At 69.4% G+C, this 13,164-nt stretch carries 11 protein-coding genes and 1 pseudogene; 2 read left to right on the plus strand and 10 right to left on the minus strand.

What is annotated here, in order from left to right:
* Window positions 1-135: 135 nt before the first annotated feature.
* The 3 genes and pseudogenes from ACH413_RS33950 to ACH413_RS33960 all read right to left on the minus strand — a co-directional run bounded on the left by ACH413_RS33950 (window position 136) and on the right by ACH413_RS33960 (window position 2,647).
* Window positions 136-1,866 carry a GAF domain-containing protein gene (locus ACH413_RS33950; protein ID WP_360044829.1) on the minus strand — a complete coding sequence of 577 codons (1,731 nt, stop codon included), beginning with the start codon at window positions 1,864-1,866 and terminating at the stop codon, window positions 136-138.
* Window positions 1,867-2,268: 402 nt separating this feature from the next.
* Window positions 2,269-2,394, minus strand: a pseudogene (locus tag ACH413_RS33955) (AAA family ATPase); the annotation flags it as partial.
* A 67-nt stretch (window positions 2,395-2,461) separates the two neighbouring features.
* Window positions 2,462-2,647 (minus strand): ATP-binding protein, encoded by a 186-nt coding sequence (locus ACH413_RS33960; RefSeq protein ID WP_360044832.1) that lies wholly within the window; start codon window positions 2,645-2,647, stop codon window positions 2,462-2,464.
* A gap of 9 nt (window positions 2,648-2,656) precedes the next feature.
* On the opposite strand from ACH413_RS33960, the gene ACH413_RS33965 reads away from it, so the two are divergent.
* Entirely contained in the window at window positions 2,657-2,800 is a 144-nt protein-coding gene (locus ACH413_RS33965) for a hypothetical protein (RefSeq protein WP_360044835.1), read from the plus strand.
* A 200-nt stretch (window positions 2,801-3,000) separates the two neighbouring features.
* On the opposite strand, the gene ACH413_RS33970 is transcribed toward ACH413_RS33965, so the two are convergent.
* Genes ACH413_RS33970 through ACH413_RS33980 form a run of 3 tightly spaced genes read right to left on the minus strand, consistent with a single transcriptional unit; the run spans window position 3,001 to window position 7,838 of the window.
* Window positions 3,001-5,436, minus strand: a complete 2,436-nt coding sequence (locus ACH413_RS33970) for an NB-ARC domain-containing protein (RefSeq protein WP_360044838.1) — start codon at window positions 5,434-5,436, stop codon at window positions 3,001-3,003.
* Window positions 5,437-5,456: 20 nt separating this feature from the next.
* Window positions 5,457-6,365, minus strand: coding sequence for a hypothetical protein (locus ACH413_RS33975; protein WP_360044840.1), 909 nt, complete (start codon window positions 6,363-6,365; stop codon window positions 5,457-5,459).
* A 12-nt stretch (window positions 6,366-6,377) separates the two neighbouring features.
* The gene (locus ACH413_RS33980; protein ID WP_360044843.1) at window positions 6,378-7,838 is read right to left on the minus strand and encodes a M48 family metallopeptidase; all 1,461 of its coding nucleotides are present in this window, start codon (window positions 7,836-7,838) and stop codon (window positions 6,378-6,380) included.
* Window positions 7,839-8,355: 517 nt separating this feature from the next.
* Between ACH413_RS33980 and ACH413_RS33985 the strand changes: the two genes are divergently transcribed.
* Window positions 8,356-9,273 (plus strand): alcohol dehydrogenase catalytic domain-containing protein, encoded by a 918-nt coding sequence (locus ACH413_RS33985; protein WP_396425422.1) that lies wholly within the window; start codon window positions 8,356-8,358, stop codon window positions 9,271-9,273.
* A gap of 55 nt (window positions 9,274-9,328) precedes the next feature.
* On the opposite strand, the gene ACH413_RS33990 is transcribed toward ACH413_RS33985, so the two are convergent.
* The 4 genes from ACH413_RS33990 to ACH413_RS34005 all read right to left on the minus strand — a co-directional run bounded on the left by ACH413_RS33990 (window position 9,329) and on the right by ACH413_RS34005 (window position 13,070).
* The gene (locus ACH413_RS33990; protein ID WP_360044849.1) at window positions 9,329-9,619 is read right to left on the minus strand and encodes an STAS domain-containing protein; all 291 of its coding nucleotides are present in this window, start codon (window positions 9,617-9,619) and stop codon (window positions 9,329-9,331) included.
* 106 nt (window positions 9,620-9,725) lie between these two features.
* Window positions 9,726-10,766 (minus strand): hypothetical protein, encoded by a 1,041-nt coding sequence (locus tag ACH413_RS33995; RefSeq protein WP_360044852.1) that lies wholly within the window; start codon window positions 10,764-10,766, stop codon window positions 9,726-9,728.
* Window positions 10,767-10,830: 64 nt separating this feature from the next.
* Window positions 10,831-11,373 (minus strand): MEDS domain-containing protein, encoded by a 543-nt coding sequence (locus ACH413_RS34000; protein ID WP_360044855.1) that lies wholly within the window; start codon window positions 11,371-11,373, stop codon window positions 10,831-10,833.
* The gene (locus ACH413_RS34005; protein WP_360044858.1) at window positions 11,370-13,070 is read right to left on the minus strand and encodes a helix-turn-helix domain-containing protein; all 1,701 of its coding nucleotides are present in this window, start codon (window positions 13,068-13,070) and stop codon (window positions 11,370-11,372) included. The genes ACH413_RS34000 and ACH413_RS34005 overlap by 4 nt, the downstream gene beginning before the upstream one ends.
* Window positions 13,071-13,164: the final 94 nt, after the last annotated feature.

The raw sequence follows: 13,164 nt of genomic DNA on the forward strand, positions 1-13,164 counted from the left end.
ACGGCGAACCGCTCCCCTCCCCGCGGTAGGTGCTGAGGTGAACGCGTCCGGCTTGGTCCACCAGGTCCGGGCGCGTTCGGATGTTGCCGACCGAACAATCAGTCCATAGTGGATAGTCTGGTCGGCTGGCGTCCTCTACGGGTGAGTGCCAGGCGCTTGCTGGGGGATGCGGGCGGTCCAGGTGAGGTGTGTGTCACCGTCTGATGTGGTGGTGTGCCGCAGGTTGCCGGTGTTGCGGCGCGGCGCGGTGAGGGCATTGGCACCTGTGGGTGGTGGTCCGCAACCCCTGCCGTTGTCGATGTTCTCGACGGTGATCAAGTCGCCGACGATGCCGACGCGGAGTTCGGCGCGTGTGGTGCCTGCGTGACCGGAGGCGGTCGTGAGTGCCTCGCGGACAGCGGCGACCATGTCGTCGGCGAGTGTGCTGGGCAGGTGGCGGCCGAGTTGCCCGTGGAAGGTGGTCGTCACTGGAATGCCGAGCGCGGGGGTGTGGTCGTCGACAGCGGTGAGGATCCGGTCTTGCAGAGTCGGCACGTGGCCGGGTGTGCTGTCGACGTCGTAGACGGCGGCCCGGATGCGGCTGATCGTGTGGTCGAGGATGCCGATGTATCCGTTGACGCGGCTTTGGAACAGGGGTTGATGGTTGGTCGCGACGAGTCCTTGCAGGCCGAGGCTGACCGCGAAGAGTTTCTGGATCACGTGGTTGTTGATGGCGGTACCGATGCGGTCGTGGTCGGCGCTGATGCACTGGATCTGCTGATCGACGTGGACCCGGTCGAGTTCCAGCGCCAGGGCGGCGTGGCCGGCGAACCCGGCCAGGTGGTTCATGTCCGAGCCGGTGAACGACCGCCGTCCGGCCAGCCTGCACACTCTGAGGGTTCCCATGATCTGGTCACCTGCCATCAACGGCACCACGACGACAGACCCGATCTTCTCCGGCGGATCGCCGCGGTCCGCGCCTGAAGGAGCCGTGATCAGCACAGGAGTGCCGGACAGGGCGACCTGCTCGGCAGCGCTGGTGTCCATGTCCGCGAGCATCTGCTCGCTCAGGGCTCCGCTGGTGGCCTGTGTCTGCGCCTGCCCCGGCTCGGTGGCCAGCGCCAGGGTCGCGAAGTCGGCGGACGCGGTCTGCTGGGCCACCCGCAGGACCATGTCGAGGGGACGCTCATCCTGCCCTGCGAAGAGCTGCTGGGTCACCTGGGTCGAGGCGGTCAGCCACCGGTGGCGCTGTTCGGACTCCTCGTAGAGCCGGGCGTTGTCGATGGCCACCCCGGCGGTCGCCGCCAGCGCGACGGTGAGTTGTTCGTCCTCGGCGCTGAACTGCCCGTTCGCGCTGCCGGCGAGGTAGAGGTTGCCGAAGATGCGGTCGCGGATCCGGATCGGCACGCCCAGGAAGCTGTCCATGTCCGGGTGGTGCGGAGGGAACCCGGCGGCAGCCGGATGCGCGGCCAGGTCGGTCAGCCGTACTGGGACCGGGTGACTGGTGAGCAGGCCCAGGATCCCGCGGCCGTGCGGTAGCTCCCCGATTCGCTCGACCGTGGTCTCGTCCATGCCGACGTGGACGAACTCGTCGAGCAGACCGTGCTCGCCGATGACCCCGAGGGCCGCGTAGCGGGCCTCCACCAACTCCCGTGCCGTGGTCACGATGTGTTGCAGTACCGCTTGCAGGCTCAGGTCACTGGCCACGACCGCGTGTGCGTGCAGCAGGTGCCGCAATCGTCCCTGCGTGGCGAGCACGTCCTGCGCCCGCGCCGACACCTCGTCGAGTAGTTTCTCCAGCTCCAGGCGCGGTAGATCAGCAAAAGGCAACTGGAATCCATCTCGCGGTGGGCCGTCCGACTTGTCCTGAGTGAAGGCGTTCGACATCGCGTCCACGTCCCATCAATCCTGGCGCGCGTCAGCGGGGTCCAGGCCAACGTGACAACACCCTGTGGAGCCGGGAGACCTCCCGGCGCCCCTGAACCTACGCCGCACACACTTGAAGTGATACCGCAAGACGTGGTCCCCGGCGCATGATCGACGCGGTATCCGCGAACACGAGCTGGTCATGTCGGTTGCACGGCAGCGGGCTGCCTGTTGGGCACGGGCGACATGCATTGGCGCAGGTACGTGCCCGTGATCGCTCGGAACCGGTTGGCACGGTTGCCTGTGTCGCGCGCAGGCGTTCCCAGCTGGCCCGCCCGACCCAGAACAGCGTCCCGGTCTGGCACTGCCAGGTCACCGACGATGATCAGGACCGGGCTGGTGGACAGGCGTTCTTGTGTCCTGTCAGGTGCGGCGCTCGGCTCGTGCACGGGTCTGCGCGAGCCGGTAGGAGTCGGTGCCGGTCTCGATGATGCTGCCGCCGTAGGTGAGTCTGTCGACGATCGCGGCGCAGAGCCGCGGATCGGTGAAGGTCTTGGTCCAGCCGCTGAAGCTCTCGTTGGAGGCGACCGCGACCGAGTTCTTCCCTCGCGCTCGGTCAGCACCTGGAACAGCAGCTCGGCGCCGCGGCGGCTTTGAGGCGGCGCTCGGAGCGGCGGCGGGCCCGGTCGTCGCATTCGGCGATCAGCAGCTCGGCCAGGAACCCGCGGTAGGACATCTGCTCGCGGGCCACGGTGTCGGCTACCTCACCGAACTGGGACCGGATCGTGGGTAATCGCAACATGCGGCAGCCTTGATCGACCCCAAGCTCGAACAGCGGCGGCTGGCGTTGCACGGACTCGGCGAGCCGGCACGCACCCTGCGGGACGCACGAGCGGCACTTGACCTATGGATCTCCGAACTCGAACGAACCGACGGCGTCGAGCCGCTCCCCTGAACCGCCAGCCGCACGTCCCGGCGGCGTCGGCAGCTGCGGTGGCGGCTGGGTTGGTCGCCCGGCTGCCTCCAGCGCCGCTGCCTGCGAGGAGCCGAAACAGGACCCAGGAGGCCCTGACCTGCACATCACGAGGTCTTCGGCGCCTACCGTCGAACGCCGGCAGTGCTGACCGAGAAAGCATCGCTCACTCGTTCACGGGGTCAGCTCACTCCGGTGAGCTTGGCCCTGACCGCCGCTTCGTCCGGGTGCTCGTGCTCCGCGTACCGGGAGGCCGCCTTCTCCCACCACGCGCGTGCTTCCGCGAGGTCACCCATCTCGTGGTGGGCGTCGCCGAGCAGGTTCTCGGCGTAGGCGAGGTCGACCCACGTACCCATCTGACCGAACGACTCCAGCGCGCCCATCAGCTTTGGCACCGCCTCGGCGTGTCTGCCGAGCCCGATGTACGCGCGGGCAAGTTCGGACGCCATCAGTCCGCTGGTGTGCGGGTCCGGCACGCCGTCCAGAGCATCCCACTCGGCCGCTAGTTCCAGCACCTCCGCGGGCCTGTCCGCGAGGACGAGTGCGCCAGCGAGCTGGTGCAGGGCCAGCCGCATCCGGGGCGGCGTGCGGCACTCGTCGCCGCGCAGCAGATCGAGCGAATCCCGCGCCACCTCGACCGCCTCGTGCGTGCGGCCGAGATCCCCGAGCACCCACGCCACGCCCGCCCGAGCCCGCACCTGCCCGGCGACCGACCCGACCTCTTGCCAGATCAGGTCAGTGGCCTCGAACAGCTCCAGTGCCCTCTCCAACTCGCCGAGCCGTGCATGACCGACCGCGCGCAGGAAGGCCAACCTCGCCACCTGCACACGTTCGCCGAGCCGGTCCGCCGACTGGGTCGCACGCGCGAACAGGCCGATCCATTCCCGCCAGAGCCCGAATCGCTCGACCAGGTCGGTCATGAACCACACCAGCTGCCAGGTGTGCCGGTCGTGGCCCCGCTCGTCGGCCAGTACGACGACCGCGTGGAGCACCGTGCGTTCCGCCTGGAACCACGTCTCGGCTTCGTCCGGCCGCTCGAACGTCTCCGGGGTCGTGGCGGCCGACGGCACGGGAGGATCCGCGAGGACACCGAGGTGGTTCCAGTAGTGCTTGCGGTTGAGGCTTTCGAGCGTGTGGAGGTAGTGGTCGAGCATGCGTTCCACCGCCGCCGCGCGGGACGCTTGCGCTTCGTCGGCCTCCGCGCGGTCGGCGGCGTAGACGCGCAGCAGGTCGTGGCACGTGAACCGGCCGGGGGCGTGCTCGACCAGCAGGTTCGCCCTGACCAGTTCGCGCACGGCCTCCTCGGCGGGCTCACCGGCGAGGCTCGTGGCCGCCGGAATCGTGAGGTCCGGTCCCGGATGCACGCCGACGAGCCGGAACATCCGCGCCGCCTGCGGGCTGAGCTGCTGGTACGACCACTGGAACACGGTGCGGACGCTGGTCTCCGCGTCACCGGTGTCGAGCAGGTCGAGCCTGGTCCGTTCGTCGGCGAGTTCGGCGGCGAGCGCGGACAGCGGGAGGTTCGGGACCTCGGCCGCCCGTGCCGCCACGATCGCGAGCGCCAGCGGCAAGCCTCCGCACCAGGCCACCAGGTCATCGGCGGCGTCCACCCGGTCCTCGCCGAGCCTGCTGACCAGCAACGCGCGCGCCTCTGCGGTGCTGAGCACGTCGAGCGTGAGATCCCGCCGCGCCAGTCCGGTGAGCCGGTCGCGGCTCGTGATCAGCACGAACGACGGGCCGGTCAGCAGCGGGCGGACGTGCTCGGCGTCGCGAACGTTGTCGAGCACCACCAGCAGGCGCCGATCCGCTGTCAGCTCGCGGTAGAGCGCCGCCTGGTCGTCCAGAGCCGCCGGGATCCGCTCCGTCGCGACGCCGAGAACTTCGAGGAACCGGCTCAGCACGTCGCCGGGCGCCATCGGGTCGCGGTGCCGGTCGAACCCTCGCATGTTCACGTGCAGCTGGCCGTCCGGGAAGCGGTCGGCCACGCTGTGCGCCCACTGCACGGCGAGCGCGCTCTTGCCGACGCCCGCGGTGCCGGTGATCGCGGCGGTGACCGGCCCGGTCCCCTCCGTCAGAGAAGTCAGCTCGCGCAGGTGCCCGGCCCGCCCGACGAAGCGCGGCATGGCGGCGGGAAGCAGCCGGGGCGCGCGCCGCTTCGACCGGGCCAGAACCTCGGCGCACTCTTCCGCCAGGTGCCGGATCTCGTTGCGGTGCAACAATTCCGAGACGACGTTGGTCAGCAGCGGGCCGCGCCACAGCTTGACGGCGCCCATGAGGTCCTGTGCCCCGACGAGTTCACGGAACCGCAGCAGGTCGAGCTCTTCGGGCTCAACGCGTGCCTCGTACCCACCGGAGAGCGTCCGCACGCAGTCCGCCTCGCCCAACGCGACCCTCAGCAGCCGCACGACCTGGTGGAGCGATTGCTTGGCCCGAACAGGCGGCGCGCCGTTCCACACCAGCTCAGCCAGTTCGTCCACGGACACGAACTGGTTGGGACGCAACAACAATCCTGCCAGCAACACACGGCACCGACCGACAGGCACCGGCACTTCGGCGCCATCGAGCGTCACCTCCAGCGCGCCGAGGACCCGGTACCGCACGACCACTGCTGCCTCCAACGACCTGTGACCTCGCTCGATCAGATCTTGAGCGCGGCCTTCCGGCACGAGTTCGCGCGGTACTCCAGGAACGTGCCCTTCGGGTCCTCGAAGCGGCTCCACGGTGCGCCGTCCGCCCGGCTGCCGAGGGCCCGGAACTGATCGATCGCCTCGGCGAAGCGGTTGTGGTCGTACAGCGCGAGGACCAGGTGGCCGCGGTCGTCGTTCGAAAGCTCGTCCTCGGCGAGGAGCTGCTCCACCGCGTCGGTCACGAGCTCCGTGCGCCAGATCAGCGGATCGTCGTCCTCCAGCAGGAACGCCGCCCGCAGGACCAGCGCGGGGCCGGCGTTCGCCGCGAAGTCGAGCAGCACGTCGGACGACTGCCCTGCCCAGTACTCCAGGGCGTCCTCGTGAGCGGCCCGGTGCCGCGGCGCGCGGCTGAGGAGCTCGTGCCAGATCTCGGCGAAGCGTGCCTGGTCGAACGAGAGACCGCCGGCGACCTGGACCAGCGTCCACCACGGCGTCGGGTCCTGCGGGGCGAGCTCGGCCGCGTGTCGTGCCGCCCGTTCGGCCCGGCGCAGCACGCGGTGGAAACCGTCCACGTGGTCCTGCTCGTCGCTCTCGCCGCGGATCTCCTTCGCCACCAGCACCCACGCGGCTGCGTCGAGCACGGCCAGGTCCCGGTCCGGCTGCTCGTCGCGCCAGTTGTTCAACCACTCGTCCGTGCGCGCGCCTGCACGGGCCAGCGCCAGGGTCACACGGGCGCGGTCGTCCCAGTCGCCCCAGGTGGTCTTCATCGCGTCCGCGGCCTGCTGCCACCGACCGTGGGAGGCGGCCGTGATCGCGCGGGCCAGCACCGGGTCCTCCTCGGGGAAGAAGTCGCGGACGTACGCGTCCGGGACCAGGCCCCAGCGTTCCGGATCGCCATGTCTGGTCGGATCGAGCGCCACTGCGTCGTTCTCCTAACGGGTCGGGACCTGGTCGACGCGGAGTCCGGCGAGCGCCGCGCGCAGACCTTCCGTGGAGCCCCTGTCGTCGGTGGCCCGTTCGATCTCGGCGGTGAGATCGGGGCCGTGGAACGTCGTGGTGCCGAGCCAGTCGGACTCCCAGCGCGCCTGGTGCTGGTCGGCGAGGGTGAGTTCGACGAGCGCGGTCAGCTCCGTGATCAGCAGGCCGCGGGCGAACTCGCGCCGCACTCTCGGCCCCGACGTGCCACTGCCGGGCCGGACGTCGGTGCGGAGCAACGCGGACAGCCGGCCCTCGTCGAGCAGGTCGAGAACGGCGCCGAGCGAGCCGCCGCCGACCCGCACCAACCGCCGCGACCGGTCCACCCGCGTGGCGCGGACCGCGGTCTGCGACAACGTCGCCCAGTCGACCCGCTTCTTCACGCCGAGCTCCTCGACCAGGGGGCTGACCAGGGTCTTGTCCATCACCGCGCCGTTGTCCGCGAGCAGTGCACCGGCCGGCCGTTCGGGGCCCCTGCTCGGCACGGCCATCGCGGTGACGGCGGCGATCCGCTCCGGCAGCGGCGGGTGTGAGTCGTAGCGGCCGAGCACGCGCTCGGGCGGGTTCTGCCTGATCTCGTCGAGGTAGGCGCGCAGCTCCGGCGAGCGGCGCAGCCCCGCGAAGGCGTCGAAGATCGTCGTCGGCAGGAACCCCGCCTCCCAGGCCGGGCGGAAGTGCCTGTCGTGGAACAGGGTCCAGGCGGCTTCGACCACCGGGAGCTCCCGCAGAGCGGTCGCCGCGGCCTCGGTCCCGGCGATCCGGGTGGCCGTCGCGTCAGCGGCGAGCTCCTGCTGACGCGACAGGGACGCGGTGACCGCGAAGTAGAGCTTCGCGTAGTACGCGAACATCACGGCGACCACGGCGTGGTACCAGGAGCGGTTGTTCAGCTTGGTGAGCATGCGGACCAACGCGACCCGTCCGGCAACCACCACACCCGTCAACCTCGTGTCGTGGTTGCCGTAGTGGCCGAGCTCGTGTGCGAGGACGAAGCTCAGCTGCCGCTCGGTCAGGCACGCGAGAAGCGGTGCCCCCACATACATCCGGCGGGTGGTCGCGACGAGGCCGAGCAGTCTGGTGCGCTGCGACACCGCGGCGTTAGCCTCCGGCACGATGTAGAGGCGGTCCGGCGGACGCGTGCCGACCCCGTCGGCGAGCCTGCGGACCAGTGCCCACAGCTCGGGCTCGTCCTTCTCGCCGACCAGCTCGCCGCGCTCCTCGTCGTCCGAGGTTCCCGCGATCGTGAACAGACCGCTGAGCAGCGCGAACGCCAGCATTCCGCCGATGACGACGGACCAGATGAAGCCGATCGGCCGGTCGTTGACGAAGAACAGCACGTTGACGAGCACGATTCCGGCGATCAGCGCCAGCCCGAGGACGTACACCCCCACGAGCAGCGCGACCGCGACGACAGCACGCATCACTTCCCCCCAGCACCGCATCCCTGCGGTGGGAGAATTGTGCACGATCGACGGTCCTACCGGGCGGCGTGCCCGCGAAACTCGCGCGTCATCGCATCGGCTCCGGCTGGTCATGGCGGTGCGGGTAGGCGGCACGGTCACCTTGTCCCGTGAAGGGACCACGTGCGCGGCCGTACCGAACCACCGACCCAGCCGTAGCGGCCGGGCACGTTTCACGGGTCGATCTTCGCGACGTCGACGCTGACGGTCTTGCCGATCTACGTTGAGGCGTTCGATCTGGTCGGGTTCGAGAGGCTGGGGCCGGACCCTCAAGGGCGTCACGCCAGCGAGTGATCGGTGGGTGTGGTGCTCGTCGTAGCGTCGCTCGCACTCACAGCGCACATAGGCCGATCTGATTCCAGGGCATCCTGCGATCCAACAGTTCGCCACGAAAGGGCTTGACCCCAATCGACAGAACTCAGGGACGAAAGATCGAATCGCGTCGACTGGCCAGGAGATCCTGAACAGCCGCGATGCGATCGTCCGGATCACCTCCACCGCGATCTGCGGCTCTGACCTGCACTTGGTCGACGAGTACGTGCCCACGGTGCAGGACGGGGACGTCCTGGGGCACGAGTTCACGGGCGAGGTGGTCGAGGTCGGCGCGGGCGTGGATCCTGGCCGGCTGCGCGTCGGGACCGGGTCGTCGTGCCGTTCACGATCGCCTGTGGGGCGTGTGCCGCCGGGTTGTACTCGTGTCGTGGGAACTCCAACCCGAACGCCGGGATCGCGGAGAAGATGTTCGGGCACCGGTCGCGGGGATCTTCGGCTACTCGCACCTGACCGGGGTTTCGCGGGCGGACGGGCGCAGTACGCGCGCGTGCCGTTCGCCGACGTCGGGCCGTTGAAGATCGAGTCGGACCTGACCGACGGGCAGGTGCTGTTCCTCTCCGACATCCAGCCCAGCGACGTGGTGGCGGTCTGGGGTGCCGGTCCGGTGGGCCAGTTCGCCATGGAAAGCGCCACGGTTCTCGGCGCCGCGAAGGTCATCGCCATCGACAAGGAGCCCTACCGGCTGCGGATGGCGGAGCAGGCGGGCCACACACCGGTGAACTTCGAGGAGGTCGACGTGCGGTCCGAGTCCGACCGTCCTCACGTGCTGCGCCAGGCCATCATGTCGTGCCGCAGCGGCGGTGTGGTCTCGGTGATCGGCGTGTACGGCGGACTGATCGACAAGTTCCCGGCCGGTGCGTGGATGAACCGGTCGCTGACCCTGCGGACAGGGCAGTGCCACGTGCGGCGTTACATGGTGCCGTTGCTGGAGCGCATCGAGCGCGGGGAGATCGATCCCACCCGGATCATCACCCACACCCTCCCGCTGGAGGAGGCGGAACGCGGCTTCGAGATGTTCAAGAACAAGCAGGACGACTGCGAGAAGGTCGTCCTCAAGCCCTGAGACACCAGACGGGTCCGGCCACCGAGGCGAGCAGGCACGGTGGCCGGACCCGGCGTCACTCGCGCAGCATGTCCAGCACCGCCAGTGACCGCTTGACCGCCGTGGTCCCGCTGACCAGGCAGAGTTTCGACCCCATCCGGTTCGCGTGTCGCTCAGCCCGCACGAGCGCCCTCATGCCCGCGGTGCCGAGGAACGTGACCTCGCTCAGGTCGACGACGATCGTTCCCTGTGTCAGATCCAGATGCGGTTCGATCGCGTGGACCAGCAGGTCCACAGTGGACGCATCGATCTCCCCGCTCAGATGGATCACTCGGACTCTGGTCGCACTCGCAACGGGAACCGCCATTGCTCACCTCCGGCAGATCTTCGAGGTGAGGACGGTGCCGCACCGCACGCGTGCGACGCTTCGGTCCACGAGGCGGAAATCCCGTGCAGGCCATGGACCTGCCGGGTCACGCCCGGAGCTTCTCGCGGCGCTCCTGCTGGCGGTAGCCGTACGCGGCGTTGCGCACCGCCTCGTCGCTCTCCAGCCGCGCACCGAGCGCACCGGCCACGGTCGCGACCGACGCGGCGAGCCACGCCATGCCGAGGTAGTCGCGCACGGCCGGCGGATGGCCGATCTCCTGTGCCAGCACGGAAGGTTCGAGCACGAGCACGGCCGACGCGAGCACCACCACGAACAACGCCAGGTAGAGCGTGGAGATCCCCAGCACCAGGGTGACCACTGTGGTCAGGTTGTACAGCCGCGCCCGTTCTCTCCCGATCGCGTCGGACGGGCGCTCCCACAGCTCGTGGGTGACGATCAGCCACACCACCATCGCCGCGATCGACAGCAGCGTCGCCGCCACCAGCCTGACCACGCTCGAGTGGGTGCCGAGCATCCACATGGTCGAGCTGATCAACGTGTACGCGCCCGTGCCCAGCGCCGCTACGAGCACGCTGGACAGGCCCATCGCGAGCCGCCACGGCCGGTTCGCCCTGACCATGCCCGTGAAGAGCCGCAGCCGGCCGCGCAGGCCCGGGGCCACGAACCGCACGCCGATGTCGTCACTGGGCGAGTCGACCCGGTGGGCCAGCCGTTCCATCGGGACCTGACGATCCCGCAGCTCGGCCACGAGGGCGCTGACCACGTCACCAGTCTTGCGGCGCAGACCCCAGCCACCCAGCGCCGGAAGCGATGCCACGGCCAGCCCGTCATCGGCGCTCGCGTCGGCCACCACCGGGTCGGTGCCGTCCCTGCGCGGCAGGTCCGTCAGGCACACCCACAGGTCGCAACGCTCCTCAACGACCTGATCTCGCACCGCTTGCACGACGTGCCGCACGGTGCCGTGCTCGTCGGCGGCAAACTGGTCGCGCACAGGCACCACGCGCCAGTTCACGTCAGCGTCCACGTCCCGGCTCAGCCGCCGCGGCAGTTCCTCGGCGAGGTCTTCCACGATGTCGGTGGCCAGCCCGGGATCAGCGAGCAGGCCGAGCACTACGGTTTCCTGCATGCACCGCCGAGTACCCCGTGAGAGCCCGGATAGTCGGGAAACCGCCCGGAACCGGACCGCGGGGCTACTGGTGGTACGGGTTGTCGAGGAGCACGCCGGTCATCCAGATCTGCGGATGGGCCTTCACCATCGGGACGATCACGTCACCGTCGAACACGTCGAGGTCGTAGAAGCACAACGCGTACACCGGGCGCCTGTTCGCCCACAGGCCCGCGTTCATCTCGTACCGGAAGAGCGCGTCGAGCTGTTCCGGACTGCGCGGCGACCTCCCCGCCCAGCGCATGTCCCCCGCGACCCGGCACGGTGTTCCCTCCCGCTGCGTCCACTCGTCCAGCTCGGCCAGGATCGCGTCGCCGTCGAACACGCCGTCGCGCTGGTAGCGAGCTTCCGGCTCCTGCACCCGAAGTCGCGGATGCGGACCTCCGAGTCGCTGTGCCACGTCGTCCGGCTCGCCGGCGACGCCGATGTACTGGCACGCCTCGCCGCGGCGAAGCCCGTCGGACAGGAACGGGATCAGCAGCTCGTCCCGTTCCGCACGGCCGTGGTGGAACACGCACAGGTGTGAGTGCACCTCGAGCGTCCCGCCGTCGAACACCGCGCTCGTCACCGGCCCTCCAGCGGTCGCCCCTGCAGTACCTGCCACGCACGGGTCGCGACGTGCACGTTCAGGCGGGTCTCCACGTCCCCTAGGTCGAACCCGGTGATCTCCTTCATCCTGCCCAGCCGGTACCGCAACGTGCTGCGGTGGATCATCAGCTCGGTCGCGGTCCGGTCGTAGTTGCCGCCGCACTCCAGGAACTGCGAGAGCGTGCGGACCATGTCCGCGTCCCGCTTGGTGTCGTAGTCGATCAGGCCGCCCAGCCATTCCCACACGAACGACGTGATCTCCGCACGACTCTCGCCCGTGTCGAGGATCCGGTAGAGACCGAGCTGCTCGAACGACGCCACACCGCTGGGATTGCGCGACGACTGCCGGATACGCAACGCGCGCGACGCCTCCTTGAACGACTGCGGCAGTCCGTCCGGCGCGGCGCAGGCGCCACCGATGGCGACCACCCCGGTGCCGTCGCCCAGCTCCTGCCCCATTGACCGGAACAGCGCCTCACAGTCCGGATCGCCGCGCACGATCACAACGCCGACGCCGGAACGCCGTGAACACAACGCCTTCCACTCGAGCGTGGTGATCGCACGGGACAACGCGTGCGACAGCGCTCCATCGGTTTGGCTGCCGCGCCACTGCACCATCACCACGTGGTGTGTACCGCGCAAGTCGTGGCCCAGTGCGCCGGCGCGGGCGTAGGCGCTGTCGTTGTCGGTGCCGGTCACCAGGTCGTCCACGAGTTCGCGGTGCAGCCGCAGTTCGACCTCGGCCAGGCTGCGCTGGTGGGCGAGCTCCGACGCGAGCACGACCGTGCCGTACTCCAGCGTGAAGATCTCGTACTGCCGCGAGGTTCTCGCCGGATCGATCAGGGCGACCACGCCCAGCACCTCGTGGTGCGGCTTGACGAGCGAGATCATCCGGTCCCGTTCTCGCAGCGGGGAGGTCAGGCGGGCGGCGCGGCGCAGCAGGTCCTCCCTGTGCCGCGCGGGCAGTTTCGGATAGGGGTCGGGACGGCCTGACCCAGCCCACGCGCGCAGGTTGCCGAACTGGTCCTCGATGGCCACGGGCAGCGCGGTGAGCTCGCTGAGCGCGTCCGCGATTCCCTGTTCGCCAGAGCCGCAGGCGCTCACCCGAGTCAGCACGTCGTGCACTCGTTGTTGTTGCCGCAACTTCTTCACCGTCGCGGTCAGCCGCGCGTTCACCTCGGACCGCTCATCGTTGGACCGGCGCATCTCGTCGGCGTACTCGTCCTCCTTGCGGTGCAGGGTCGCGTTCGCCAGCGCGGCGGTGGTCTGCTGGCCGAGCACCTTGAGCAGGAACAGCTCGTCGACCGTCGGTTCCGACCGCGCCACCACGACCAGGCAGCCGACCAGACCGTTCACCCCTCTCAACGGGAACGCCCAGCGCCACGTGCCGTCGGCGAGCACCACGCCGGTACCACGATCGTCTAGTTCGGACACGAACAGATCGGGTTCCTGGTCGGCAGGCTGTTCCAGGGGTTGCCGCTCGAGGACGCCGTTGGTCATGAGGTAGGAGGCCGCGACCGTGCACGGCCCGAGTGACGGCACCGAAGTCGACGCGAGGGCAAGGATCTTCTCGGCATCCCTGCCGCTGAACATCTTCATCGACAGGACGAACAGGCCGTAGAGAGTGGACAGTTGGGCGCGAGCCCAACCGTCCACCTCTCCGGCTCCGGCAGCCATGCCTCCCCCGCGCAGTCGCTCGTCTGCGGCCAGCCTAGTGCCGTTGCCGTAGTGCTGCCGGGTCTAGTGCGCAGGACGGGTTTCGCCCTCACAG

Origin of the sequence: Lentzea sp. NPDC020367 (assembly GCF_044387305.1) — a bacterium.
Taxonomy (GTDB): domain Bacteria; phylum Actinomycetota; class Actinomycetes; order Mycobacteriales; family Pseudonocardiaceae; genus Lentzea.